Source organism: Mucilaginibacter rivuli, from assembly GCF_019391655.1.
Taxonomy (GTDB): Bacteria; Bacteroidota; Bacteroidia; order Sphingobacteriales; family Sphingobacteriaceae; genus Mucilaginibacter; species Mucilaginibacter rivuli.
Genome location: NZ_JAHXPQ010000002.1, coordinates 144,557 through 170,661, shown reverse-complemented (window position 1 = coordinate 170,661; position 26,105 = coordinate 144,557). Strand labels below are relative to the sequence as shown.

At 45.9% G+C, this 26,105-nt stretch carries 16 protein-coding genes; 2 read left to right on the top strand and 14 right to left on the bottom strand.

Going from position 1 to position 26,105, the window contains the following annotated elements:
* Positions 1-11: 11 nt before the first annotated feature.
* The 6 genes from KXQ82_RS04705 to KXQ82_RS04680 form a co-directional block, all read right to left on the bottom strand.
* The gene (locus tag KXQ82_RS04705) at positions 12-1,574 is read right to left on the bottom strand and encodes an MGH1-like glycoside hydrolase domain-containing protein (RefSeq protein ID WP_219487007.1); all 1,563 of its coding nucleotides are present in this window, start codon (positions 1,572-1,574) and stop codon (positions 12-14) included.
* A 280-nt stretch (positions 1,575-1,854) separates the two neighbouring features.
* On the bottom strand, positions 1,855-3,501 hold the full coding sequence (locus KXQ82_RS04700) for a thrombospondin type 3 repeat-containing protein (RefSeq protein WP_219487006.1): 1,647 nt from the start codon (positions 3,499-3,501) through the stop codon (positions 1,855-1,857).
* Positions 3,502-3,628: 127 nt separating this feature from the next.
* Positions 3,629-4,915: a bile acid:sodium symporter family protein gene (locus KXQ82_RS04695; protein WP_219487005.1), complete on the bottom strand. Its 1,287-nt coding sequence runs from the start codon at positions 4,913-4,915 to the stop codon at positions 3,629-3,631.
* 1 nt (position 4,916) lies between these two features.
* Complete coding sequence (locus KXQ82_RS04690) at positions 4,917-5,576, bottom strand: aspartate/glutamate racemase family protein (protein ID WP_219487004.1); 660 nt, start codon at positions 5,574-5,576, stop codon at positions 4,917-4,919.
* Positions 5,577-5,588: 12 nt separating this feature from the next.
* A complete protein-coding gene (locus KXQ82_RS04685; RefSeq protein WP_219487003.1) occupies positions 5,589-6,977 on the bottom strand; it encodes a four-carbon acid sugar kinase family protein in 1,389 nt (462 codons plus the stop codon).
* Positions 6,974-8,221 (bottom strand): ribulose-bisphosphate carboxylase large subunit family protein, encoded by a 1,248-nt coding sequence (locus KXQ82_RS04680; protein ID WP_219487002.1) that lies wholly within the window; start codon positions 8,219-8,221, stop codon positions 6,974-6,976. The genes KXQ82_RS04685 and KXQ82_RS04680 overlap by 4 nt, the downstream gene beginning before the upstream one ends.
* A gap of 308 nt (positions 8,222-8,529) precedes the next feature.
* On the opposite strand from KXQ82_RS04680, the gene KXQ82_RS04675 reads away from it, so the two are divergent.
* The gene (locus tag KXQ82_RS04675; protein WP_219487001.1) at positions 8,530-10,698 is read left to right on the top strand and encodes a polysaccharide lyase family protein; all 2,169 of its coding nucleotides are present in this window, start codon (positions 8,530-8,532) and stop codon (positions 10,696-10,698) included.
* A gap of 461 nt (positions 10,699-11,159) precedes the next feature.
* Here KXQ82_RS04675 and KXQ82_RS04670 read toward each other — a convergent pair whose 3' ends face one another.
* Positions 11,160-12,926: a hybrid sensor histidine kinase/response regulator gene (locus KXQ82_RS04670; RefSeq protein ID WP_219487000.1), complete on the bottom strand. Its 1,767-nt coding sequence runs from the start codon at positions 12,924-12,926 to the stop codon at positions 11,160-11,162.
* Positions 12,927-13,087: 161 nt separating this feature from the next.
* Here KXQ82_RS04670 and KXQ82_RS04665 point away from each other — a divergent pair, with 161 nt between their 5' ends.
* A complete protein-coding gene (locus KXQ82_RS04665; protein WP_219486999.1) occupies positions 13,088-14,908 on the top strand; it encodes a DNA topoisomerase 3 in 1,821 nt (606 codons plus the stop codon).
* Here the strand turns inward: KXQ82_RS04665 and KXQ82_RS04660 are convergent.
* The 7 genes from KXQ82_RS04660 to KXQ82_RS04630 form a co-directional block, all read right to left on the bottom strand.
* Positions 14,878-16,968: an HRDC domain-containing protein gene (locus KXQ82_RS04660; RefSeq protein ID WP_219486998.1), complete on the bottom strand. Its 2,091-nt coding sequence runs from the start codon at positions 16,966-16,968 to the stop codon at positions 14,878-14,880. The genes KXQ82_RS04665 and KXQ82_RS04660 overlap by 31 nt on opposite strands.
* Before the next feature lie 80 nt (positions 16,969-17,048).
* Positions 17,049-17,294: a hypothetical protein gene (locus KXQ82_RS04655; RefSeq protein WP_219486997.1), complete on the bottom strand. Its 246-nt coding sequence runs from the start codon at positions 17,292-17,294 to the stop codon at positions 17,049-17,051.
* 328 nt (positions 17,295-17,622) lie between these two features.
* Entirely contained in the window at positions 17,623-19,284 is a 1,662-nt protein-coding gene (locus KXQ82_RS04650; RefSeq protein WP_219486996.1) for an alpha-L-fucosidase, read from the bottom strand.
* 660 nt (positions 19,285-19,944) lie between these two features.
* Positions 19,945-20,694, bottom strand: a complete 750-nt coding sequence (locus tag KXQ82_RS04645; protein WP_219486995.1) for a polysaccharide deacetylase family protein — start codon at positions 20,692-20,694, stop codon at positions 19,945-19,947.
* A 13-nt stretch (positions 20,695-20,707) separates the two neighbouring features.
* A complete protein-coding gene (locus KXQ82_RS04640) occupies positions 20,708-21,532 on the bottom strand; it encodes a sialate O-acetylesterase (RefSeq protein WP_219486994.1) in 825 nt (274 codons plus the stop codon).
* A gap of 70 nt (positions 21,533-21,602) precedes the next feature.
* Entirely contained in the window at positions 21,603-24,467 is a 2,865-nt protein-coding gene (locus tag KXQ82_RS04635) for a glycoside hydrolase family 2 TIM barrel-domain containing protein (protein WP_219486993.1), read from the bottom strand.
* 93 nt (positions 24,468-24,560) lie between these two features.
* Entirely contained in the window at positions 24,561-26,063 is a 1,503-nt protein-coding gene (locus KXQ82_RS04630) for a RagB/SusD family nutrient uptake outer membrane protein (RefSeq protein WP_255563435.1), read from the bottom strand.
* Positions 26,064-26,105 lie beyond the last annotated feature (42 nt).

Below are 26,105 nucleotides of genomic sequence, written 5' to 3'. Positions count from 1 at the left end.
ATTTTTCATTTTTATTTAACAGGCAGATTTGCTAAAACATGCTTCAGGGCTTCGCTTTGGGCTATTTTTTTACCATCAGCATAAATTAGCAGGCCTTTGCCTTTATTATATTTTTTACCGGTTTTATCCCATATCACGGTAAGATTGCGGCCGTGGTAGATCACGCTATCTAAACAAAACCAATCCCATTGCCCTTGCGGGATGAGGGGGTAAAGTTCGAGCACTTCATCGGCGCGGGGTTTTAAGCCTATCAGGTCGTTTATTACTAAATCTGCATAGCTTGAGTGGTTGTAGAATGTACTCCTTGGGTTATCGCCTTTAAGCCATGCGCCGTTCTTTTCATCCTGGTACTCGCCTATGTAGGGGTGCCCGTTCATTTGCTGCGACCATGCGTATTGTTTAAAATCGTCGAAGAACACCTTCGCGCTCATTTTGCCTTTGTTGGTATAGTTGGTTAGCAGATTAGCCAGGCCTTTCAGGTCCTGCGTGGTAGCGTAGGGCCATACGGCACCGTCCCACTCGCATTTACCAACGCCGTGTGTACGGAATTTTGGGTGGCGCCTTTCGGCTGTGGTTAGTCCCCATGGCGCTTTAAAGCCAGTGGTATCAATTAACTGATCCCATTGCGCGGCGTATTTGGCATTATCATCGGGCAGGTTAAAATACCAGGGGATAAAGCCTATGGCTTCGCGGGCATCCGAAAATTTGCCGGTTGTGAGTTTTACTTCGAAAAAGTTAGCATCGTTGTTCCACAGGTTTTGCTGAACCAGTTGTTTCAGGTCGGCAGCCTTTGCGGCGTAGCGTGTTTGCAGGGTATCGTTACCTGTAAGCTTTGCCATTGCGACAAGCGCTTTGGCGTTGCCATACATGTAGCTATTTATGGTGGGGCGAATATTTTTATCCTTACGGGAACCGCTGATGGATTCTTCCATAGCATCCCTTACATCAAATTGCCAGAACATGCGGTTGGGCAGTTGTTTTTCTGTTTCCCAGAGGCGGTAATCGGCATCTAAAGCTGGCAGTGCTTTTTGGATGAATGCCTTATCCTTATTAACCAAATAGTTGCTGTAAACGGCATCATCAACCCAACTGCTAAAGCCGTGAAAATGTGGCTTGGCCTGTTTGCCATCTTCAAACAACCAGAATGATACATAGTCCTGGATGTATTTTTGATCGTGCAGCCAGCGGCCCTCGTTAACCTGGTGGCCCAGGGCTGAGCTGATGGTATTGTATATACCCGCGAATTTTACCGGGGTAATAAACTCTGTAAATACAAAACCCGTTGGCGTTTGCACCAAGTGCTTGCGGAAACTCCACCAGCGGTAATAGTACATTTGCTCGATGGTTTTATCGGGACACTCGAACAAGGGGATGTTTTTTGAGAGCCAGGTATAAGCCTCGGCATTGGGTATATAATTTTTTACCGCTTCGGTATCTAAGGAGTTGAAATAGGTGACGTATTTCTTCAGCTTATCGAAACCTACAGGCTGCTTTTTCGATTGCGCGATGCACAGGTTGGCGGTGATCAGAAATAAGATCACGGCGATACACGCTTTACGTAAAAAATCAGTCATACAGGTTAACAGGCTATGGTTAGCTACATTTAAACAGAACTCAAAACTACTTTTATATAAGTGTCAATTATTGTGATATTTTCTCTTGATATAATACGATTTTATCATGGACTTAACCCCAAAAGTTATTCAGGAACTTATTAATGATGATATTACTAAAAATATCCTACAATGCAATTTACCAATTTTTAAATACCCGGGGGAAGTATATTTAACCAAAAACCCGGAATTATTTGTTCCGGGTTTTGTTTATGCTCAAAGTTGAGGCAAGGATTTTCCTTTACTTTTTTGCGACGGGTATAACCGTGTTTAATGGTACCAGGCTATTCAAATAAACTTCGATATTGGCATAACCGCTGCCATCTTTTGCCATTGCTGCCGAGTCTTTAGCATCCTTTGGATTAAGGCCATGTTTGATCTCGTATGCATCAGGGATACCATCGTTATCGCTGTCTTTGTATGGAGTGCCCTTGTACTCAGGGTAACCGCCAACCTGGCTTACATCGGTAATGATACCTTGTTTGTACGAATCATCCGGCAAACGATGTTTTAAAAACTGGGAACCAACGTGGTTATCTGTATTAGGTACGTATTCTATTTTTCCTGTTTTTACTTCGCGGATAATGCGGGCATCAACAGCATCGCGTTTTGGCAGGTTAGCGCCAACGTTTTCCAATACATAGTCATGCGCTTCCTGCGCGGTTAATAAGGCAATTTTTGGCATTGGGAACGGCTCGTTTGAACGGATGCTATCGGTAAGGCGGCCGGCATCAGGGCCTTCGCCTATCTGGATACCACCATCCCAGTTATTTTTTGTTACACGCTCATTGCCTTCAATAATGTTACCATTGGCGTATACACGGCCAAAGGCATCTTTAAAGCCTTTATCGCGGCCTGCCTCCGGTTTTAATATACGGTGACCGATAGGTTTATCTGTGGGCGTAATTGGCCCCGGTTTATAGTAGTTATTGATAAAGTTATAGAACGACCTGTTATCGCCACCATCGGCGCTGCGGTTCCACCAGTTAAATATAACGTTGTTGGCAAAATTGAAATCGCCATCCATACCTACCGAAGGATTACGGGCAATGTTATTGGCCCAAAGGTTACGTGCAAACATGCTGTTGTGGCCGCCAATGGTGCTGCCAAAAGCATGGTTGTAGGTATCCAGGGCCTCGGCGAACATACAGTTTTGCATGGTGATGTTTACCGTTGGTAGTTTTAATGATTTACCTGTACGATCGTACACGTGGCGGTACATCGACATTACTTCGTCCAGTCCCCAGCTACCTGATAAGTGATCAAGCATGATATTACCTACCGGGTTACCACCAAAGCCATCATCGCGGCGGGTAACATCCGTTGCGCCCCTGCGGAAACGCAGGAAACGGGCCACTACATCATGTGTATCGATCCAAACCGACTCGCCTGCGATGCAAATACCATCGCCGGGAGCGCTTTGGCCCTCGATGGTGATATAAGGTGCACGGATGCTGATGGGCAGTTTTAGTTTGATGATACCTGCAACGTTGAATACCACAATACGCGCACCGCCTTGCTCGCATGCATCGCGCAAGCTGCCGGGACCGCTATCGTTTAGGTTGGTTACCACGATAACACGGCCACCACGGCCGCCAAATGAATAAGCGCCACCACCCTCGGCACCCGGGAAAGCCGGAATTTTAGCCTGGGGCAGATCTGAAGGTTTTGCAGCCCATGGCACATAAGGTTTGCCCGCGGCTTCTTCTTTTTTTATGATCACCATCGCTTTTTCGAAGGCATTGTCCGAACGTTTTTTCTCAACGTCCATTATCGAATCAGTTTTAGCCTGCAGGGCGGGCGGTATCTTTGGGTATTGCGCCTGTGCTGTATGTAAACTACAAACAGCGCAAGAAAATACAATTGCGGCAATTAAATTTCTATTCATTTTTAAAGATTTTCAGGTATTATTGGTTAATACATTCAAATATGAGGGTAATTTCAAATCTTTTTATGTGAGATTTTCTCTATAAAATATACGATTTTAGCTTAAGGGCAAAAACTGTGTAACAATTTTATTGTGCTTGCTCATCTTTAACAGGATGCTTTCTCCAGTAATTAGCCAATATGGAGCCTGAGATATTCATCCAGGGGCTAAATACGGCAGCAGCCAAACCTACGGTTGATAATTTACCCATGGTACCTGCCAGCCCCGATGCCATACCCCCATTTTGTAAGCCCACCTCAAAAGCTATGGTTCGGGCAGAGTTTTTATCAAGCTTGAACAAGCGGCTCAGCCAATAACCAAAAAAGTACCCGGCTCCGTTGTGTATTACCGATGCTAAAAATAACAATACACCCACATGCATCAAATTATCACGACCGGCGGCGGTGGTTACCGTTGTAAAATAAACAATGCCGAACATGGATAAATATGGGATGTACTGGTCAATTTTGGTGTACCTGGTATATAATTGGTGATAAACTGCGCCGGTAATAAAAGCGCCCGTTAAAAAGTTAAATACCGTTAATGATTGTGCAGCTTCGGGCGACATTATCGCGCTCATCATATCCCACAAAAACAAATACTGGCATGCCAGCCAAATAACACAGGCCGCCGTGATCAGGTAAGCATTACGTTTCCCTTTCGGGGAGGCGTGTTTTAAATAATCGTGCAGAAAGGCCGCGCCGATAGGTACAATAACGATCTTGATGATCTCCATCATCATGGCAACAAACTTCACCTCAATAAGTGTACCCGCCAACAGGCGCATTAATAAAGGCGTCAGGAACGGTGCAACCAATGTTGCCATAGCCGTAACAGTTACTGATAAAACCAGGTTAGCCCGCGCTAAATACACCATAACGTTTGATGCCAGGCCGCTTGAACACGAGCCGATAAGAATAATGCCTGCAGCTATTTCGGGCTCAAAATGAAATATTTTGGTTAATAACAAACCCATCAGCGGCATTACCGAAAAGTGACAGGCCAAACCTATTAAAACACCTTTACCTGTGCTTGCCAGGCCCGAAAAATCGCGGATGCTCATTTGGATACCCATGCCAAACATTACCATCTGAACGATAATAAGTATGAGCCATTTATTACGCAGATCTACACTTCCCCATTTTAAAAAAGCGTGCGGGTATATCATGGCCGCTACCACGGCAACTATGATCCATGCGGTATACTGGTAATTTTTTAAAGCGGGTATAGCGCCAATACCTATAGCAAAAGAAACCGCAAGGCTAACCGCGGCGGGCTGCCATATATTAACAACGGCAGTCATTATCACACCTGCCAATAAACAAAGTAGCGAAATGGTGCTTATGCCGAGGCATATCTTTTGCAAGGCTTTCATATTATAAAATGGAGGCTAAATGTTTTATTGCCGTAGGCGGACTGGCCACTATCGGGACGATCTTATCAGCCTCACTTAAGGTATCAACAACACGTGCCATTGATGCCTGTGCCAGCAATATCACATCCACGCTCTTTGATAATTCGCGCAAAGCATTGGCAACCAAGGCATCGTGAGTAGCGGCATCGCCAGCCATGAGGGCTTCGAAAGCGCCGTCAACCACTCTTGATGTCAGTTCGATCTCCTTTCCCGCCAAGGCAGCACGGCGTTGCACCAGATCGCTGGTTGGGCCAAGCGTAGTTTGCAACGTGGCGATAACACCAATGCGTTTACCCGTTTGCACAGCAAGATCGGCCATGGGCTGATCAACACGCAGTACAGGCACGCCGGTATGTTCGGCAGCAGCCTCCACGGCGGCGCCGATGGATGAGCAGGTTACCATGATGTAATCTGCACCCGAATCTTCCGCGGAAGCGATGTAATCAGCTACGCGCTTGCTGATCTCGGGCGTTAAAGCACCACGCTCGCGAATGTTGCGGACAATGCTATCGTCAACGATATTAAAGGTAGTTACACCCGGCAAATAGTCTTTGCAAAGCTGTTGAAATACGGGTATCAAGGTGGCCGATGTGTGGATAAGGCCCAGTGTTTTTTGTTTCATTGCTTATGTGTTTTATCCGTTTAGAACCATTTCAAAATAGTTTTCGGCGCCTACCTGGCCGCCTTTAAAGTTGAGTTCGATGCCATCAGCGGCTGAGCCCGGCGCGTATGCTTTACAAAGTGGTGCACCGGGTGAAAGCGGGGCTATCATTTCGACAGCTTCGATGCCCAGGGCGCGTGCGGCGAAACCCGAGGTATCGCCGCCGGCGATGATGAGGCGTTGCAGGTTTGATTTGGCAGCGACGCCAAGGGCTATCATGCCCAAAGCGGTACCATATAGCTGCGCGGTTTTGGTACGGATATCGTTTTGAGATAAGCCCTGCTGACTAAAGATCTGGTAAGTATTTGCGAAACGCGGATCGGCAGTACCAAGGCTGGTATGCAGTATTACGGGGATGCCGCGCTGCATCAGTTCGCTGATGAGTTGAATGTAGGGGGCAACAGTGGTGTTTATATCCGCGGATACGGCAACTGCATGCGTATCCAATTTTATCTCGGCAAAATCGTGCTCGGCCGCGTAGGCTATTTGTTTTGCCGTTACCGGGGAGCAACTGCCGGATATAACTAACATGCTTTTTGCCTTGCCGGGATGAGGCCAGTTTGCTTTTGGTTGAGCGATACCCTGCTCCTGCCAAAGCGAACCCATGGCCATTTCGATGCCGGATGAACCGATGGAGAATAAGGGTTTATCGCTGTCAGCGTAAGTGTCAATCAGCTTAGCGGTGATTAGCAAATGCCCGTCGTTTAAGCCATCGAATAGTACAACAGAGTTGCCTTTGGCTATTTCGGACTGTAGTTTTGCTTGCGCGACATCAGCGCCTTTTTCAAGATCGGCAACATCTACCAGGCCGGTTGTTTTGGTGGTTTGTTTTGAGAGGTGTAGGCGCAGGTCGCTTTCATCAGCCGGCGTTACCGGGTGTTTGCTCATAGATGGGTGTCGATCGAGGCGAAAGATCTCACCTGTGCTGCCTATCCCCATACGGGCAAACAAGTTTCCGAAAGCACAATACCTGCCTAATGCGGGAGCGGCCACTAATAACGGTATGAATGGTGCGTTGAATACGCTCGCGCCAACATCCGCTGCTTTACCGATACTGCCAATAGTTGGCGATGAATCGAAAGTAGAGCATACTTTATAGTGCACATGTGGTGCCCCTAATTGCTTCACCGCTTCGAAAGCGGGAAGCAGCTCAGCTTCCATTTCGGCGGGCGGCATGGCACGTGTCATCCCGGCTACGCCGATGGCTTGCAGGCCCTGGTAACGGGATAGTTGCCCGGGCGTTGGCGCATCGATGAAGAGGACAGTTTTTATCCCGGCACGGCTCAAAAACTCCAGCGCGTCTGTCGACCCGGTGAAGTCATCGCCGTAGTAGGCCAGTAACAGGTTCTGCTTGTTCATCATGACTTGCCGCCAAATTTTTGTACAGAATGCGCGAACTCGGGGTATTGTTGGGCGGCTTGTTCTAATGTCAAACCATCAACAGCGCCTTGCCAGGCTTGTTGCAGGGCGGTTACTCCCCCACCCGGCCCGTCGGGATGTGCCATGATGCCGCCGCCTGCCATGTAGAGCAGGTCGGTAGTTTTGGTGCGGCGCCAGGTTTCGAAAGCCTGACCACCCCATTGGCCCGATGATACCACAGGTAGCGGAGTTTCGCCTTTAAAGAGCGGCTTTAAACAGGCTTCGATAGAGCGCACAACGGAATCATCGCTTTCCCAGAATTTGTTGGCTATGCCGTTAACATGCAATTGATCTACACCTGCCAATCGCCATAGCTTTTGATACGCCGGGAACTCTATTCCCAGTAACGGGTGGCGGTTCAGCATTCCCCAGCCATTGCGGTGACCGTGGATGACCAACTGGCCTTGGTCGCATATTTTTTTGGTGGCAGATAGGCCCACGCTGTTGATGCTGACCATGGCGCAGGTACCGCCTGCCTTAATGATATAGTCGTAACGGCTGAGCATGCTGTCTATCTCGTCGCTGATGTTGAAGGCGTACATTACCTTTTTGCCGGTTTTATCGGCATGCTCACTGATCACCTTCATTACAGCATCTACCCTATCCTCAAACTTTGAGTTGGCGGCTGATGATAATAATTCATCATCCTTAATGAAGTCGATGCCTGATGTTACCAGGGTTTTAACCAGATCGGCCGTTTGTTGCGGCGACATGCCGATACTAGGTTTAATGATGGTACCGATCATTGGGCGGCCCGAAACACCGGTGCTTTTCATGCTGCCTGAAATGCCGAAGCGCGGGCCTACAAAATGGTCTGCGTATGATGGCGGCAAATCCATGTCCATCAGTTTTAACCCTGTGAACTGGGTAATTTCATATAAATTACCTTGCAGGGTTGATACCAACACCGGCAGATTATATCCAAAATTTTCTACCGACCATGACACTTCCACATTGGCGCGATGGTATAAACCGCTTTTTGAGGTAGCACCTGGAATAACGGGTTCGGTAACAGATTCGAGTGGTGTAATGCTTTCTACACGGGCGGCAAAGCGTTGTTTCAGTTCTTCGGTTTCGCCGGGAACAGCAACAAAAGTGCCTGATGATTGCTCACCAGCCAAAACAGCAGCGGCCTTTTCGAGCGCGAAAGGGGTTTCTATGTAGTATTTTGCAGTAATTCTTTCCATTGATATTGGTTCGGATACATTGGTGAATATCCGAATTTGGCTGCACAACGAGCCAAACAAATGTATTTTAAGTGGAGGATAATTCCCTGTATCATTTTCACATGCTATTGTAGCATCTTATCATATTAGCTATTGGCTAAAATGGCGGTGCATTTTTTAAAAATATCCCATCAAGGTAAAAGATTAATTACACAATGCCGCTGCGCAATGTTTTTGTAACAATGTAGTAGCATACGCACACTACAGGATGCCGAATTAAACCAGCCTGTATACCTTTAGTATATTGAACACCAATTCATAAACTGAGTATGCAAAATATGTACAAATTAACGCTGGTGGCGGCTGTTGTGGCGCTGTCATCTTTCATCGCGATACAACCGAAAAACCAGGTAGCAGCGGCAGGTCCGGCGGTTACCGTTACCGACGACGGGCTCACCTACACTCTGAGCAACGGCTACATCACCGTAAAGGTGAACAAGCGCAGCGGCGACCTTACATCCGTAAAAACGCCCAATACTACTACCCCCAACATTGAGTTGATGGGCTATGTATCAGGTTCGCACGCGGGGTATTGGGAGCAGCGGCCCAGCAAAGCAGCAAGGCTGGAAGCGAAGATCACCATTGATCCCACCAAGGTAAACGGCGACCGCGCCGAAGTTTCGGTAAAAGGCTATTCGGATGGGAAATCGATATTGGGCGATGGCCCGCAGGCAGCCGGGCAAGGTGGCGGTTTAATTGCCGACCTTGAAATTCGTTATACCCTTGAGCGTGGCGCTCATGGACTTTATACTTATGCCATTTTCACCCACCAGGCAGCTTACCCGGCAGGTTCGGTAGGCGAATCGAGGTTTGGGTTCAAGTTGTCGGCACAGGTTTTCGATTGGATGTCGATAGATGACCAGCGCAACTTTATTATGCCTACCGGCAAGGATTGGGATGCAGGCGATGACCTGAACATGAAGGAATCGCGCAGGTTAACTACCGGCGTTTATAAGGGACGTGCCGAGCATAAATATGATTACTCGGCCGATCAGTTTAAGATACCTGCTTTCGGCTGGTCGTCTACTAAAGAGAAGGTGGGTTTATATATCATCAACCCCTCGTTCGAGTACCTGAGCAGCGGCCCTTTGCACTTTGAACTCACCGGCCATATTGACGATGGCGATGGCGGCGACCCTACCCTGCTGAACTACTGGCGCGGTACGCATTATGGAGGCAGCGAGCTACCCTTTGCCGCAGGTGAGCAATGGACCAAAGTAGTTGGCCCGATGTTTATTTACGTGCCCACCGGCGCTGACCCGAAAACATTATTTGTTGATGCCAAAAACAAAGCCAAAGCCGAGCAGGCCCGGTGGCCATATAATTTTGTGCAAGGTGTTGATTATCCTTTAGCCGCAGAACGCGCCACTGTTAAAGGTAAATTAAAACTGGTTGACCCGCAGGCTACGGTTACCAAACTGAAAAACTTGTTAGTGGGCTTATCTTTCCCGGATGAAGCACCAAAGGCACGGCCACAGCGCCCACGCAGGGATAGTTCATTAGCTGCAGTAACACCGCCACCGCCGCCCACTCCACCCGCAGCAACTATCCCCGTGCGCGATACTTCGGCGGTAAAACTTTTACCTAATGGCAAACGTGCTAACCGCGGTACATTTGTACCACAACGCCAAAACGGGCCGCGCCAGGGTGGTTTTGGTTTTGGTAATTTCACACCATCGCTTAACTGGCAAAACGATGCCAAACACTATGAGTTTTGGGTAAACGGTGCCGAAGATGGCAGCTTTATCATCCCGAATGTTCGCCCGGGTACTTACCAGTTGCACGCTGTTGCCGATGGTGTATTAGGTGCTTATGATGCTGTTGCATACGTAACCATTACTCCGGGCCAAAAGCTTGACATGGGCGCTATTGAATGGAAGCCTGTTCATTACGGTCAGGTGATATTTGAGATAGGTACACCAAACCGCTCGGCAAAAGAGTTTTACAAAGGTGACGACCATTGGCATTGGGGCATGTACATTGAGTATGCCAAATTTTTCCCTAACGATGTGAACTTTACCGTAGGAAAATCTGATCCCGCCAAGGACTGGTACATTTACCATGTGCCCCATGATACCGACTTTAAACCCGATGGCCGCGACCAAGGCCGTGCCACTCCATGGACAATAAACTTTACCATGCCAGGCAATGCGCCAACTACAGGCAAGGCTACGCTGCGCTTTGGCATATCAGGCTCGGGTGCACGCCAACTGGGCATCAGCATTAATGGAACTGAAGCAGGCCCTTTTACAGATATTGGTGGTGGTGGCGCCAGTATGATGCGCGATGGTATTGAAGGCACCTGGGTAGAGCGCGATTTTAACTTTGATGCTGCTTTATTGAAACCCGGGCAAAACAAAATAGTACTTACCGTACCTGCAGGTGCTGTAGGCAGTGGTATTTGCTATGATGTAGTACGGTTGGAAGTAGCTAAGTAATATTATCACTGTAAAAACAAAGGTGGACATGTATAATGTGGTCCATCTTTGTTTTCGTATATATTAACCCAGGTTAACAAAAGTTAATACCACAAGCCCTATCATACCTAAAGCAAGAGCTATTTTATACCATATCATAGAAGCTTCGATCTGGTGAATCCGGCCAGAGCCCAGCAACATTTTATAATTGATAAATTTATAAAAAGCTAAAACGAACAAAGCGAGAACAGGAATGTATAACATCTAATTGGTTTATAAACTGATCTGTATTCCGGGTACTTAAACCCGGCAATAACTAACCATAATGCGTTACGTACTTAATTACGCTAATAATTAAGCATTGGTTTTAGCATTTTACGAATATTGACTGAAAATTGTTTTAGAAAATAAGCAGGGTATTTAATAACATGAATAAGGTAGCTATTAATCATATGCACTTTAGCAGGCTCAATAATTATCAACTATGGTTGGCAGAGTATTAACAATTTTTCTTTTAAAAGCTCCGGATTAAATGGTTTAAGCATGTAATCATCCAGGTAACGATGTCCTCCCAGTTGCTCATCTGCAGCACTCACAGAAGCGGTTACGGCCATGATCCGTACCGGCATTTTGCCCGGCGGCGTTGCCTCCTTGATCAGTTTAGCTGCCTCAAAGCCATCCATAACCGGCATATTAATATCCATCAGTACCACATCATATTCTTTTTGCTGGCAGGCCTCCACTGCTTCCTGTCCGTTAAATGCCACATCCGGAAGGATGTTCCAGTTTTTTAATATTTTTTTGAGTACCAGTACGTTAATCGCATTATCTTCAGCAATCAACACGCGTAAGGTGTCAATCGTCTTTTCACTCGGAGCTGATACGGCATTTGGGAGTATTTTATGATGAACTATAGGGAAGCTGAGCCCAAAGCTAAAAGTTGTTCCCTGCCCTTCTTCGCTGGCAAAGGTGAGCACATCGCCATGCAGCGCAACAAGCCTGCTCACAATGGTTAATCCCAATCCCGTGCCGTGGTATTGACGGCTTGTTTTGGTGAGTACCTGGACAAACGGGTCAAAAATATTTTCCTGCCTATCCTGCGGAATGCCAATACCGCTGTCTTCTACCCTGAACAGTATCCGAACTTGGTCCTGAGTTTTTGACCCAACGCGGGCCTGCAGGCGAACATAACCCGCCGGAGTATATTTGAGCGCATTTTCGACCAGGTTAAACAAGATCTGCGTAAGCCGCCCCTGATCGCCGGTTACAGTCAGTGACAACAATTCCGGATCAGGAAGATAGAAAAAGTCCACGTTTTTGGAAGCCGCTTTTGAGCGGAAAGCACCATACACATTTTTCAAAAGGTCATCCAGTTTAAAATCATTTTTCTCCAATTGGATCTGACCTGCATCCATCTTGTTGAAATCCAGGATATCATTGATGATAGCCATCAGGTTTTCTGCAGAAAAGCGCAGGATATCCAGGTTTTCCTTTTGTTCGGGCTGCTTATTTTCAAACGCCAATATATTAGTCATCCCGATCACCGCATTCAACGGGGTGCGCAACTCATGAGACATAGTGGACAAAAAATTAGTTTTGGCCGCTGCCAACTCCTGTGCCTCAGCCAAAGCTGCCTGCAGATCCGCTTTCAACAACTGTTCCTGCTTGTTAGTTTTCCGGAAAGCTCTGAAAAAATGATAATGAATAAAAACCAGCAGTACAAAATTGAACACCAGCACAAAAACGAAAGCATAAGGTTTTGTGGTGATCTGCTGGGTAGGAAAATGATAATCAAACAAATATTCCGTGATCACCAGCACAATAACAGGGAACAAGTTGGCCAGGGAATAAATGAGGCCCCATCGCGCGCCCAGGATATAATAGCCACCGGTAATGATAAGCAACGTATATTGAACGGTTACCAGGGTTACCCCTTGCCGGGATAACAGTGCACCCGACCAGATCAGTATGGTGAAACAGGCCAGGAATAAATGCCCGGCCAATGTCCAGGGTTGCTTAAATAAAAACAAAACGAACGCGCTGATAAAAAGCAACAGAAATATGCCCAGCCTTACGGCAATTAAAGTGCCCCAGTTAGCAACCGCACTGTAAATAAACATTAAGCTGAATAAAAATATGAATGCCAAAATAGCCTGCGCGAGGATTCGGATACGGGCTTTGGTGAGCATTTCGGGCTCTCTGTCCAGTACTTGCTGGTATTGGTCACGGAAATAGCGACTGATTTTCATAGGATAATGCAATGTAGAGGTGGCAAGGGACCGGTAGAGAGCCGTACCACGCAGTAAATATACGCATCGGGATGCCATCTTTCTAATCCGTATAAAGGCAAACCATTTATCAACATACATTGTTGCGCGGGTTTCAGTTCACTACATTCGCCCAACCTTTTATGAAAGTTATTATTGCAGAAAAGCCATCCGTAGGACGTGAGATCGCCAAAGTATTTGGCGCTACTACTAAAAAAGATGGGTATATTGAAGGTAAAGGCTATACGTTTACCTGGGCCTTTGGGCACTTGTTACAACTGGCCGCCCCGCAGGAGTATGGCTACTTTGGATGGAGCGTGCAAAATCTGCCAATGCTACCGCCTAAATTCAAGCTTTCCATCCGCAAGGTTAAAAGTAACGGCCAAATGGTAGATGACCCGGGTGTGAAAAAGCAACTTGATATTATTAAAAGTTTATTTGATGAAGCAACGGAGATCATTGTGGCAACGGATGCCGGGCGGGAAGGCGAACTGATCTTCAGGTATATTTATTATTACCTTAAATGCAAAAAACCTTTCAAAAGGCTATGGATATCATCTCAAACCGATGAGGCGATAAAAGAAGGTTTTCGAAATCTGAAACCAGGCTCTGATTATGATACTTTATTTAACTCGGCCCATTGCCGCTCGCAGTCGGATTGGTTAGTTGGGATGAACGCTACGCAGGCCCTAAGCCTGGCTTCGGGCAATAAAGGCGTGTTATCGCTTGGCCGGGTACAAACCCCCACGCTGGCCATGATTTGTTCGCGCTACCTGGAAAACAAAAACTTTGTTCCACAAACTTATTTCCAGGTCAGTATTCAGCCGGATAAGGATGGGGCTTCGTTCAAAGCGGTTTCTGAAAAGAATTTTAAAACCAAAGAAGAGGCTCAACTGATCTTAGACCAGGTTGAAGCTACCGGAAATGTGCTGAGTGTTGAAGCCAAGCCCCGAAAAGAACCGCCGCCTTTATTACATGACCTGAGCAGTTTGCAACAGGAAGCTAATAAACGCAAAGGTTTCACTGCCGACCAGACATTGGGCTTACTACAAAACCTTTATGAGGGTAAATTGGTAACCTATCCGCGTACAGGCAGCCGTTATATTGGCGATGATGTATTTGCGGGTGTCCCGGCATTGATAGATGGCTTTAAAGAGCATCCGGAATTTGGTAAACAGGCTACGCTGTTGTCAACTATCAAGCTAAGTAAGCGCAGCGTGAATGCTAAAAAAGTAACAGATCACCACGCGATATTGCCAACCGGCGAAAAGCCATACCAGCTTTCGGCTGACCAGCAAGCCATCTATGAAATGGTGGCAGGTAGGATGCTGGAAGCATTTCACCAGGACTGTATCAAAGAGATCACCAGGATAACGATCCTGTCCGGGTCAAAATTTATGGCAAGTGGTACCGTGATACAGACACCGGGCTGGCGTGCGGTATTCAATGATAAGGACGAAGAGAAAAAAGACGAGGAGAACGCTACACTACCTAAAGTAATACAAGGCGAAGACCTGCCCATATTAGACAAAGCGCTTTTAGAAAAACAAACCAAGCCCAAACCGCTATATAATGAGGCTACCTTGCTAAAAGCACTGGAAACCGCAGGCAAAGAGATAGAGGACGAAGAGTTGCGGGAAGCGATGAAAGAAGGAGGCCTGGGTACGCCGGCTACCCGCGCCGCTATCATTGAAACCTTACTGAAAAGAAACTACATTGCCCGCGAAAAAAAGAACCTTGTACCTACTGAAACAGGCTTAAGTGTTTATGATGTTGTTAAAGACCAGCGCATTGCGCAAGCTGAACTGACAGGAAACTGGGAAAAACGATTAGAAGAGATACGTACCGGTGCCTCAGTAGCAGATTTCCAGGAGGAGATCAAAACCTATACCCGATCGATTACACAGGAATTGCTACGCTCTGCCCGGATAGTTCAACCAAACAGGTTACCCTCCCCTAAATAACCACGTATCAGCTTAAGGATATCATCTCCCAAATCCCGGGCTTTTATTGTGCTGAAACCTTTCAAAGCAGCCAGCTCCTGTAATGTGCGTGGAAGTTTCGTGGTAATATCACTCAGCATATTATCTGATACCAGCGCGTATTCCAATACTTTCCGCTCTTTACTGGCCTTTACGCGCCATTCCAATAATTGAGCATAAAGCTGCGGGTTGCTGATCTCTTTTTCGGGGATAGCCGGTTTGGGATTCCAATTCTTTTGAACCGGGCGATACCTGAGCCCCGCTTGCTGAATAGCCGACAAAATAGTTTGCGTGGACCCGGCTGTTGGCAGTTGTATAAAAGCTGCGGTTCGGGCCCTTAAATTAGCCATGAAAGGGTTCATCGCTTCATAGTATTCGGCAGAAAGATTATTGCTTTTTTGTGCCAGATAAAAACCATCAATGGCGGTGATGAGGGCCGTTAGTTTCGGTACAAAATAGGCCGCGGCATTTTGTAATCGCGTTTTAAAAGTTACATCGGTCCAGTTATGTTCACCGGCTGTTAAGGCCGATAATTCCTTTCTCACAAAAAGCCCTCCAACGGATCTGATCTCATTCTGTATTTGCAGATCGGCTTGACCGATATGCACTGTTAATGCACTATTGGCAGGTTCACCATTTAATAGGTGCGGTTTGTAGCGCTGCCAGGCATCTGTTAAAACAGAAAAATCGAAAATATCCTTCAGCACCTCGATCTCTATTTCGCGGATAGTCTTTTCCAGTAATCGGGCATCAGGTACGTTTACAATGGCTTGTTGCATGAACCGGACAATCGCCGGATCTGTGCGGATATTTTCCGTACGGACAGGTGCTTTAAGTATCATACCTTCTAAACTCCGGCAACGGCTAAGCGCCACGTAGGTCTGCCCGAAAGCGAAGGCGGAATCAACATCTATCACAGCTTTATCAAAGGTGAGGCCCTGGCTTTTATGGATAGTGATGGCCCAGGCAAGCCGTAAAGGATATTGACTGAAAGAACCATTATTAGCCTCACTTACCTTTTGATCATTTTCTGCAAGCGCATATTTAACATTACTCCAGGTTTCAGGGTTTACATCAAACTCCGTGCCGTCATCCAGAAAACTGAGGCGGATGCTTGTTGGCGATATATCGGTAATGCGCCCGGTACGGCCATTGTAATATTGTTTCTTTCCGGAACTGTCATTTTTGATGAACATCACCTGCGCACCGGTCTTTAGCAGTAATTGTTCCTCAGCAGGATATCCTTCTTTGGGGAAGTCGCCGGTGATGGTTGCTTTAAAAGTATGTGCTTCACCATCCAGTTCAGCAAGGCGTAGCTGATTGATCTCATCGACCAGCTTATTGTGGGTAGAGAGTGTAACATGATCTTTTATCTCATCGGCATTCAGTTGGGGCCGGTAATGCGCATTGAGCCGCGTAAGCATGTCATTATTGGCATACCCGTTACGAATATCGTTCAGGATATCAACAAACACCGGGTCTTTTTGCCGGTATACCTGGGTTAGTTCAAACGTGAGTACCGCAACTTGCTGAAAGGCCAGGCTATGGAAAAAATAAGGGCCTGTGTAGAAACGCTGTAATACAGGCCAGTCTTTTTCGTAAACAGGTGGTAATTGGTACAGGTCGCCTATCATTAACAACTGCACGCCGCCGAACGGCCGGGACGAGCCTTTAACCTGCCTTAATACGGTATCGATATAGTCAATCGTATCTGCACGAACCATACTGATCTCATCAATGATAAGCAGGTCAAGGCATTTAAGTATCTTATCTTTTTCCTGGCTTACCTGCCGGATCTCGATATTATTGCCGGGTACCTGTGGGCCAAAAGGTACCTGGAAAAAAGAATGTATGGTAACACCACCCGCGTTAATGGCGGCCACTGCTGTAGGTGCAACTATTGCCAGGTTTTTGCTGACACTTGCTTTGATATAACGCAAGAAAGTTGTTTTCCCGGTACCTGCTTTCCCCGTAAGGAAAATGGGACGATCCGTTTGTTCAATAAATCGGAGAACGAGTTCGTGAAATGGCTCCAGTTGCATCGGTTTAAATATAAAGATTTACAGCACTACACGAAAGGCGAGTTAACCCGAAAAAACTCAATTGTTGCATCCTCTCCTGTTCATTTATTTTTTTCCATGTGGCTGAGGATAAATATTGCTACCTGCTCCTGTTCATCAACCGTAAGGCTTTTACCGTCATATATCCAATATCCTTCTGTATCAAATAGAATGCGGCCAAAATGATCATCCGCATAAGCAGCATAAAGATGATAGCATTGTATCGTATCCTGAATTTCAAACACGATACGCAGTATCTCTCCAGAACCATTCTTACGCCTGACCCAGGCTTTCGCTTCTTCGATCATGAAGCAAAAATAGAAATAATTTGCAGATTACTAAAAATATTAGTACAATATCTATGGGTAAATTTTGCCATTCAAATGAATGTCACTTTCATCGGAAAATATATTATGTAAACCCTGACGGTGATTTGTCCATTGAGGCTATTGACAGCCGGTGCTTTCTGTTGACCCGAAGCTGTGACCGACCATAATTATGATCGTTTATTGAATAGACGATCAACTTCTGCTGATACAAATGATGCATTGGCTCATTGATGTCCAAAGCTCAAATAAGTATGCTTCGAATACGAATTGCAGGCAACCCGCATTGCCTGCAATTCAAATATAAGTGTTATGAAAAAATCTTTACCACATTCGCGTAGTTCAGTTCATCCGGTGTTTTTTCGGGTAACGAAATAACCAAACCATTTTCGTTTCTTTCAAAACTTAAAGGTTGTTTTGTTGGCACCCATTCTATTTTTTTAATTTCTTTTGAAAGATACTCATTGTTTTTAGCCAAACTTTTTATAATCAGCTTACCATCTTCAGGCCAACCCATTGCAGTAGCATACAAAATATCGCCTTTAGTTGCAAAGCGGATGTCCTGATAAGTAAACGGCTTCCCTTTTCCTTCATTAAAGCCCTGCGCACTTAACTTTACCGCTGCTTCTTGCGCCGGGCCTTCACCAAATATCTTCCATGGCCTTGTGGCATAAATACTTTCACTGTTCGCTTTCATCCATTTGCCAATCCCTTCAACTACCTTTCTTTCTTTTTCATCAATAGTTCCATCCCCTCTGACAGGGATATTCAGCATCAGGTTTCCATTTTTAGCTACAATATCAACTAAGGTTTGTATTACAGTTTTTGGTGTTTTGTAACCATTGCGTTCATACAAACCCCTGTCATAATGCCACCCGCCAATGCAGGTATCAGTTTGCCATGGCAAGGGCTGAATTTCGTTAGCCTGGCCACGTTCAATATCCCATACCATAGCTTTACGCTGATTTTCATTCAATATTTTCCCATTTATTACAGCACGAAGTTTACCATGTTCTTTAATGCTTTTATTATATAAATGGGCAGCTATGCGCAGGCCGGCATCACTGACAGGCCAAAGCGGGAACTGCGAATCGTCAAAATAAACAACATCGGGATCGTATTTGTTAATAAGCTCTATAGTACGGTTATAAAATTTGTCGATGTAAGCTTTTGTTGGCGGATATACACCATTCTCCCAACCCCATTGTGAGTGTATTGAACTATCCTCTAAACTACGCTGGCTTAACGGATGATTCTGCGCATACAGCTCCTGCGGGTCCATGCCATCCCACCATAGCCCTTTTCCATCTGCTTTTGTAAGTTTTCCATCATAGGGCATATCTGCATAGGGGCCGGTTTTATCCGCCCGCTGCGCAGATTCATACCAGCGCCATGCATGCGAGGCGTGAACACTTACACCAAATGGCAGCCCGTTATTTTTTGCGGCTTTTGCCCAACCGCCAATCAAATCTTTTTTTGGACCAACCTTAGTTGAGTTCCATTGTTTTTGATACTTGCTATCGTACAGATCAAAATTGTCATGATGATTGGCAAGGGCCATAAAATATTGTGCGCCTGCATTTTTATACAAGCTCACCAATTCTTCGGGATTCCAGTTTTCAGCTTTCCATACATTGATCACATCCTTAAATCCGAATTTTGATGGATGCCCGTATTTCTGAAGGTGAAACTTATACTGACGCGAACCTTCCTGATACATGCCTCTTGCATACCAATCGCCCGCTTCAGGCTGGCACTGCGGCCCCCAATGCGCCCACATGCCAAATTTGGCATCACGATACCACTCAGGTGTTTGATAATTCTGCAGCGATTCCCATGTTGGCTCGAATGGCCCTTTGGCAATTGGCTCATTTAAAAGTTGCCCATCAAAAAGATTGCTGCCCAAGGCCCGCGATAGGTATAGCGACGGTATAGCAACAGCCATCCCTTTAATTAATGTTCTGCGTTTCATTTTATCAGGTTTTTAAACGGTTGGTTGCCGTATCTTTTGGAATGGATGTATTCATATCGCCGCGCGTTTATATTACAACCATCCAATAACAAATATATTTATCGGTGCTGCATTTCTCGTTGCGTTAATTCGACTTTTTTTTATACAAATCCGACTTTTTTATCAAGTAACATGGATAAAAGTTTATTTATTAAGTTTTTTCAATACACGAAAACGGGGGCTTTGTCTCAGTCAAACAGGAAAAAAATAAGCTTAAATAAGGCTATTTTTATGAATTTATTATGCAATGCTTATTGCTTGTTTGTGGCGTTATTTACCGATACAGAAAATAAAAATAATTGATAATCAAATAGTTAACACAAAAAAGATACAAATAAGGTACAAGAAAGAACATGAACATCACACCTGTAACATATTGATAATCAACAATTTAAGACCATTTTTAATTTTTGCTCCTTGATTTACACATTTACTTGATAATCAATGATTTATAACAAATTTAAATTTCCAATTTCACGGGTAAAAGAGCCCAGAACACAAAAAATCAAACGCAACCCGACCTTCATTACCGCCTCCCTGAAGTCAGCTATTTTAAAAACCAGCAGTTGGTCGCAAAGCCTCAGGATGCTTTTTAGCAGCTGTCCTGAAGCTAGATAAAGGTTAGTTTGTGATATATTGTGATAGGTCGCGCATAGCAATAACTTTGAAATGGTGATCCCGCATATATTCGAGGTATTTAGTAAATACATCGACCGAAGTGGTATATCCATCATGTACCGGATCAGGTATACCATGAATGGTAAAGGCCAAAATCTGACCGGGTCTCAGATTTTCAAGTGCTTCCATTGTCCTGGGTTGTAACTTTTCAGTTGATCCCATTGTATAACTTGGAATAGCCAAATATGAATCCTTACCCGGAGTGAAGTAAACGCTGCCACCGGTTCGGGCATATTTATATCCCATCTGTTTCAGGACTACCTCAGCAGCACTATCATTACGGTTGCCCGGATAAGCAAAGGATATCGGTTTAGGTATTCCGTATTGCTTACACTTATCTTCAATGTAGCCAACTGATTTTTTTATCTCATCAGCACTCATTTTTGTAAGATTATTGTGCCGTGCTGTATGGTTACCGATCTCGAACCCCATATCGTAGAGTTCTCTGATCTGTTTCCAGGTCATGTAATAGCTACTATCGGCAGGTGGTTTGACCGGAAACTCACAGACCATGAATGTCGCACCAAAATGAAACTTTTTTAACAAGGGAGCAACATTGATATAATGACTTTCCTCAGCATCATCAAAGCTGAGCACAATGACCGGCGGAGATTGGGCCTTAACCGTTTGAGCATGCAGTAATTGCGCTGAAAAGGCCAGGCAAGCCGTGATAATAATTAGTATTTTTTTCATCTGTTCTGATTTATTATTTACTGCTGATCGCCAGCAATTTTTTCATTAGGGCAGCATACCGCTCACCCATTAAGCGAGCGGAAACTGTATTATAATGGAGGTGGTCACCACGGTGCTCAGTTTGTTCCGAAGTAACATAATCGTAGTTAGTGATCTTACCTTTCAACCCATGGATAACCGCATTTATCTGCTGAACATAGGGATTATCGACGAGTTGATGGGCTTTGTCGGGTTGCTGCATTTGAAATGCGGGTAACTCGCCCGCTATGAACGGAAGTTTGGCATTACCAAGATCCGTCCTGAACCCATTAATGAGATCGGTCATTTTTTCAGCATAGTCAATAACGCCCTTCTCTGTACAGTCCGTTTCGCCCTGGTCCCAGATAATCCCTTTCAACTCTCCGCTTTGCATAGCTGCTCGGGTACGGTCAAGCGCCACCTGGTAGTTCTTACCGCTGTTAGGTTTCCAGGATTTAATAGCGGAACCGCCGACAGCACAGGGGATTAGGCCTATGTAAACAGATGTGTCTTTAACCAGAATCGCCTTGCCAAAAGTAAAACCTGGCCCAACGCCAGCATAATCCCTGTCAAAATGAATAGGGTCTTTTGCTATTTCCCATTTACCATCTTTATTCAGAATCAATACATGGCTATTGGGAATGGTATCTGCGGCTTCCACGGCTCCGCGTCCGGCCATATTGGACTGCCCTGCGAGTAAAAAAAGCCAGAGCTTCTTTGGTGGAGATACGACAGTTCGTGTGTTGGGTTTGATCTGAGCGGATGCGATCTGTGCACAAACAATTAACGATAACAGGGCAATATATTTCATGCTTTTCATTAAAACATTTATGAGTAAAATTTAAAATTCGTTTGATAGTCGTATTACTAATACGAAAGCCGGAACGAAGTTACTTAAACAATTCAATGGTGAACTCACCAGTTAACGGCTCACCGTTAGTCAGGAGTTGCGGAACGGAATCATCAGCTTTACGCCCTTTCTCCGGCCTACCCAAAACGCCTGACAGGATGCTTAATGATCCCGGCTTAGCGGAATCATGTTCAAGGTATCCGTCATTGGTCACCCGCACAATTCCGGCTGATCCAGATTGTTCGGCCCATCGCATCGCTTTTGTTCCCGCTACTTCGGCCCCGTTGGCAGCGCCACCCCATACGCCGAGGATAGGGGCTGACCTTTTATTAGGATAAGCACTGTATGGACCCAAACCCAACCAGCGTAGCCGATCAAGGTCTCCGCTGAACTGGGCTGCCATACCTACTACAGGAACACAGGAAACCGCGACTTTCGTAGCTATCTGATATTTAACTTTCATTTTCCCATCTGCAGTAATCGTATAATTGCAGGTGGTGGTGAACTGATCTTTTGAATCGACTACATAATCCACTTTGGCATTGATCATCACTGCTGACTGACCTTGTTGCACATCCCAGCTAACTACCGATTGTGTAAACTTATTTAGGTCAGCGGCATCTTTAGCATCCGCCTTGCCAATGACGCTCATTTCTGAACGATCAGGTTTGTGCCAGATCACCGGTCGCAGGTCGGTAACCAGTGTTTTGCCTTTTAAACTTGCCGATATAAGTTGCCCGGTTTTAGTATCAAAAGTGTATTTTGTTTCCCCGGCTTCGATGATCACATTGTCGCCTTTAGTTACAGTGAGGTTACCGCTGATAGTTTTGGCCGATTTATTATCCTGCGGGACCAGGTCTATCGATTCTCTGGTGATCTCCGTTCCATCCGCTCTGGTAAAAATGAACCTCGCATAATAGGTTTTGCCGGGAACAATATTTTTGATCTTATCCAAAGGCAAATTGAAAGTTGAAACATTGTGCGGTTTACCAGCGACCGATCCGGCACCGGCAGCCAATTCGGTCTCGTCAGCAAATATCGACCAGGCGATCTTAACCGTGTTTAAATCAGTAAAATCAAAATCATTTTGTATTGGGATCGCCAATGTAGCCTGGCGGTTAGAAAAAGAGATTTTATCCGTTGCTGGATAAACCTGGGCGTAGACCGCTTTGGCCTCCCAATAGTCGCGGGTAAAATTTCGGTAAGAATCCACGATGCCATCCCAGCCCGCTTCATCGATGCGCAGGTAGTCATCGCCCCCGTTCATGTCGGAAGTTTTACCTTTTAATCTCTTAACAGGGGTTTTGATGCCCTGATCCGCCCACATCCAGATTGCTGCGCCTGCACCTGCTGGATGCTTGGTGAGCGCCTTCCAACGAAGCTCCAGGCCGCCAAAACCATTGACGCCAAAAGCATGGGTGTATTCAGTTGATATGATCGGTCGTGTGGAATGCGCGGCCAGGTTATCATACTCTTTTGGCTGCCAGTAATGGGGCGCCAGAATATCAATATCGACAGGCAGCCATTCTTCCGCTCTCCATGGAATCAGTACCGGTCTTGTCGGATCCAAAGCCTTGACCAGTTTGATCGAAGCCAGATGTAAAGGTGTTAGCGGGTCCTCATTACCAATCGACCAATAGACGACAGCAGGGTCATTGATATCGCGCACCACGGTTTCATAAGATCGCTGTAATACTGCGGGAGAAAAAGAGGGATTATACATCAGTTCGCCCGCGCCGCCCATAGAAACCTCTTCGCCAAGATACATCCCCAAAGAATCGGCCAGTTGCACGAAACCTTTCGCCGGAGCATAATGGGACATACGGATATAATTGATGTTTGCCTGTTTCATGAGCGTAAGGTCCTGCAACCATATCTTCCGGTTCGTAGCCCGACCCACATCTGGGTGTTCATCGTGTCGGTTCACTCCCCGCAATTTGACAGCCTGTCCGTTAATTCTGAATACACCACCTTCAGTAGATATTTGCCTGAAGCCCACAGGCGCGGCATAGGATTGGGTTACTTTCCCCTTTTCAAACAATTCAACTTGCAGATTATACAAATAGGGCGTTTCAGCTGTCCAGCGCAACGGGGCATTAACACGGAAACTGGTCAATATTTCCCGCCCGGTGGAAGTATGCGCAGGGATCAGCGAATCCTGATGAGCGATAACTTTACCGGCTTTATCGGTCAACGTAAATCGCAAATGATAGGCTTCTCCAGGACTTGGATAGTTCCCCGGTAAGGTACCTTTGTTTTTATCGTTGACCATGGTGCTGATCTTAAGATCAGCATTCTGATAAGCCTTATCAAATTCCGTTTTGAATACGACGTGATCGAACCACCTCTTTTGAGGCATGGCTTCCAATGTTACATCCCGGTAGATACCGCCTAAGGTCCAGTCGTCATTGACGTCGAATTTATAATCTTCATTAACCTGGCGCACCCGGACGGCGAGCTGGTTTGATGCTCCGGCTTTGATCTTGTCCGAAACGTTAAAGGCGAAAGATGAATATCCTCCATGATGATCACCGAGGCGTTTTCCGTTCAACCATACTTCTGCCGATGACCAAACACCCCCGAAATTCAGCAATACGCGCTTACCTTTGTATTCCAATGGAGCTTTAAATTCATACAAATAAAACCCTTCGCTTGCTTTATCCTCCTTGAAGCCCCTGTACACTGGCTCTTCGAATCCCAATACGGCCCAATTAGAGGGTACGGGTATCGGTTTAAAACTGGAAGCGTCAAATTTCTCTTCGTAAAATTTTGACAGTTGTTCTGCTTCCTCCCCAGTTTTGGCCAAGGCAAAGTGCCAGTTGCCGCTCAAACTCATTTGCTCCTGTGCAGCAGCCTGGAAACTAACAAACAGCAACAGCGCTGCGATAGTGGTACGTACGTTCATAAAATAATTGTGCCTATAAATTTAAAAATATTGAATTTCTTTTGATATGTTGATAAAAGCACCTGCCGCAATATTGTAGCAGGTGCTTTATGATTAATAGCCAGGGTTTTGAGTATATAAACCAGGCGCTGCGTTGATCTGTGACTGAGGCACCGGATAAATTACATAATTGTTCGTAACTGTATTGATCCGTTTCGGTGTGGCTTTATCATCAATACTTGCCCAATTATTCATCATATTAACCAGATCTCCGCTTCGCTGAAGATCGAACCACCTGTAACCCTCATCTGCGAATTCGCGCCTGCGCTCATCAAAAAGCTGTGCGATAGTATAGCCTGTCTTTGCGGTTAGCCCGGCACGAACGCGAACCGGATTAATGATCGCTTCGACATCAGCCGGAGTTCCCGGTGCGCCCCGCAATATACACTCGGCCTTCATCATCAGCACATCCGTATAGCGGATCACCATATAATTCACACCCCAATCCGAGTTGTTATTTTTGGGGATATTGTTAATATCCACGTACTTTTTAAAGAATGGGCGCGGCTCGAAACTCCCGGCATAGGTAAAACCATTGGTGAAAATGGTAATAGCCTTCCTCACATCACCGCTCTCGTAAGATGAAAGCAAGTTATTTGATACCGGCATAATGCCCAATGAGCCATTTCCGGAGGACGGCGCGTTGATCGAGCTGAAATAGGTGGCCGGTGCAAGCTGCCACGGGAAATTACTACCTAAAATCGGATTGAGGCCACTGATGTACATGATATCAAATACTGCCTCCTTGTTAACCAGTGGGCTGGTATTGCTGTAGGCGAAAATATTGGCATAGTTTGGGTTGAACACGAATCCGCCGTTACTGATGATATCCTGTAATAAGGGTAAGGCCAGCCCCCATTCGTTAGTCGCCATTCCAGGGCCTTCGATATTATAGGTTGCGGATGATCTTGCCATATAGACCTGGGCGAGCATTGCTTCCGCTGCAAATTTGGTCGGTTTACCCACGTCCGTCGTAACATATGAAGGATATGCGCCCGCGTAGTTCGCCGGAAGATTGGCGATCGCAAACTGGAGGTCAGCCATGATCAATTGATAAACGTCCGCTACGGGGCTGCGGGGTATAATTTTTGCTTCTTCCGCCGTAACCGGACTTTGTGTGATCGGCACTTTACCAAAATACCTTACCAGATCGAAATAGAAGAAGCCACGCATACAGCGCGCCTCGGCGGTGAGCCTGTTAGCCAGTGCAGGCACTCCGACCAGGTTGCCATTCTTTTTCAATTGGTCCAACACGGTATTAGCCCTGAATATACCACTGAAATCTGATGCCCACGCTTCCTCCACTAAATTATTGGGGGCTATGCCCTTAGCAAAATCCTTCAGCGGGTCCCAGTCCCGGCCCTGCTCCGTATCGTTGTATAAATTATCCGACCGTATCTCGGATAAATAGATCGCCCGCGTCGGGTAGCCCCGCAAACTATTATAGATCGCGTTCGTACCTTGTATAAAATCACTGGTTTGTAAATAAAAGGTCGCGGTAGTCGCTGATGACAAAGGCACCTGGTCAAGATCCTTGCGGCATGCTACCGTAAACATAAGGAGCGAAAGTGTCGCTATGATGTATTTATTTTTCATCGT

What these genes read in the sequence shown, in the direction of transcription:
- KXQ82_RS04665 (WP_219486999.1), top strand. Translation starts at nt 13,088, where the DNA reads ATGAAAGTTATTATTGCAGAAAAGCCATCCGTAGGACGTGAGATCGCC.
- KXQ82_RS04655 (WP_219486997.1), bottom strand. Translation starts at nt 17,294, where the DNA reads ATGATCGAAGAAGCGAAAGCCTGGGTCAGGCGTAAGAATGGTTCTGGA.
- KXQ82_RS04670 (WP_219487000.1), bottom strand. Translation starts at nt 12,926, where the DNA reads ATGAAAATCAGTCGCTATTTCCGTGACCAATACCAGCAAGTACTGGAC.
- KXQ82_RS04630 (WP_255563435.1), bottom strand. Translation starts at nt 26,063, where the DNA reads ATGTTTACGGTAGCATGCCGCAAGGATCTTGACCAGGTGCCTTTGTCA.
- KXQ82_RS04685 (WP_219487003.1), bottom strand. Translation starts at nt 6,977, where the DNA reads ATGATGAACAAGCAGAACCTGTTACTGGCCTACTACGGCGATGACTTC.
- KXQ82_RS04650 (WP_219486996.1), bottom strand. Translation starts at nt 19,284, where the DNA reads ATGAAACGCAGAACATTAATTAAAGGGATGGCTGTTGCTATACCGTCG.
- KXQ82_RS04675 (WP_219487001.1), top strand. Translation starts at nt 8,530, where the DNA reads ATGCAAAATATGTACAAATTAACGCTGGTGGCGGCTGTTGTGGCGCTG.
- KXQ82_RS04635 (WP_219486993.1), bottom strand. Translation starts at nt 24,467, where the DNA reads ATGAACGTACGTACCACTATCGCAGCGCTGTTGCTGTTTGTTAGTTTC.
- KXQ82_RS04680 (WP_219487002.1), bottom strand. Translation starts at nt 8,221, where the DNA reads ATGGAAAGAATTACTGCAAAATACTACATAGAAACCCCTTTCGCGCTC.
- KXQ82_RS04705 (WP_219487007.1), bottom strand. Translation starts at nt 1,574, where the DNA reads ATGACTGATTTTTTACGTAAAGCGTGTATCGCCGTGATCTTATTTCTG.
- KXQ82_RS04660 (WP_219486998.1), bottom strand. Translation starts at nt 16,968, where the DNA reads ATGCAACTGGAGCCATTTCACGAACTCGTTCTCCGATTTATTGAACAA.
- KXQ82_RS04645 (WP_219486995.1), bottom strand. Translation starts at nt 20,694, where the DNA reads ATGAAAAAAATACTAATTATTATCACGGCTTGCCTGGCCTTTTCAGCG.
- KXQ82_RS04700 (WP_219487006.1), bottom strand. Translation starts at nt 3,501, where the DNA reads ATGAATAGAAATTTAATTGCCGCAATTGTATTTTCTTGCGCTGTTTGT.
- KXQ82_RS04695 (WP_219487005.1), bottom strand. Translation starts at nt 4,915, where the DNA reads ATGAAAGCCTTGCAAAAGATATGCCTCGGCATAAGCACCATTTCGCTA.
- KXQ82_RS04640 (WP_219486994.1), bottom strand. Translation starts at nt 21,532, where the DNA reads ATGAAAAGCATGAAATATATTGCCCTGTTATCGTTAATTGTTTGTGCA.
- KXQ82_RS04690 (WP_219487004.1), bottom strand. Translation starts at nt 5,576, where the DNA reads ATGAAACAAAAAACACTGGGCCTTATCCACACATCGGCCACCTTGATA.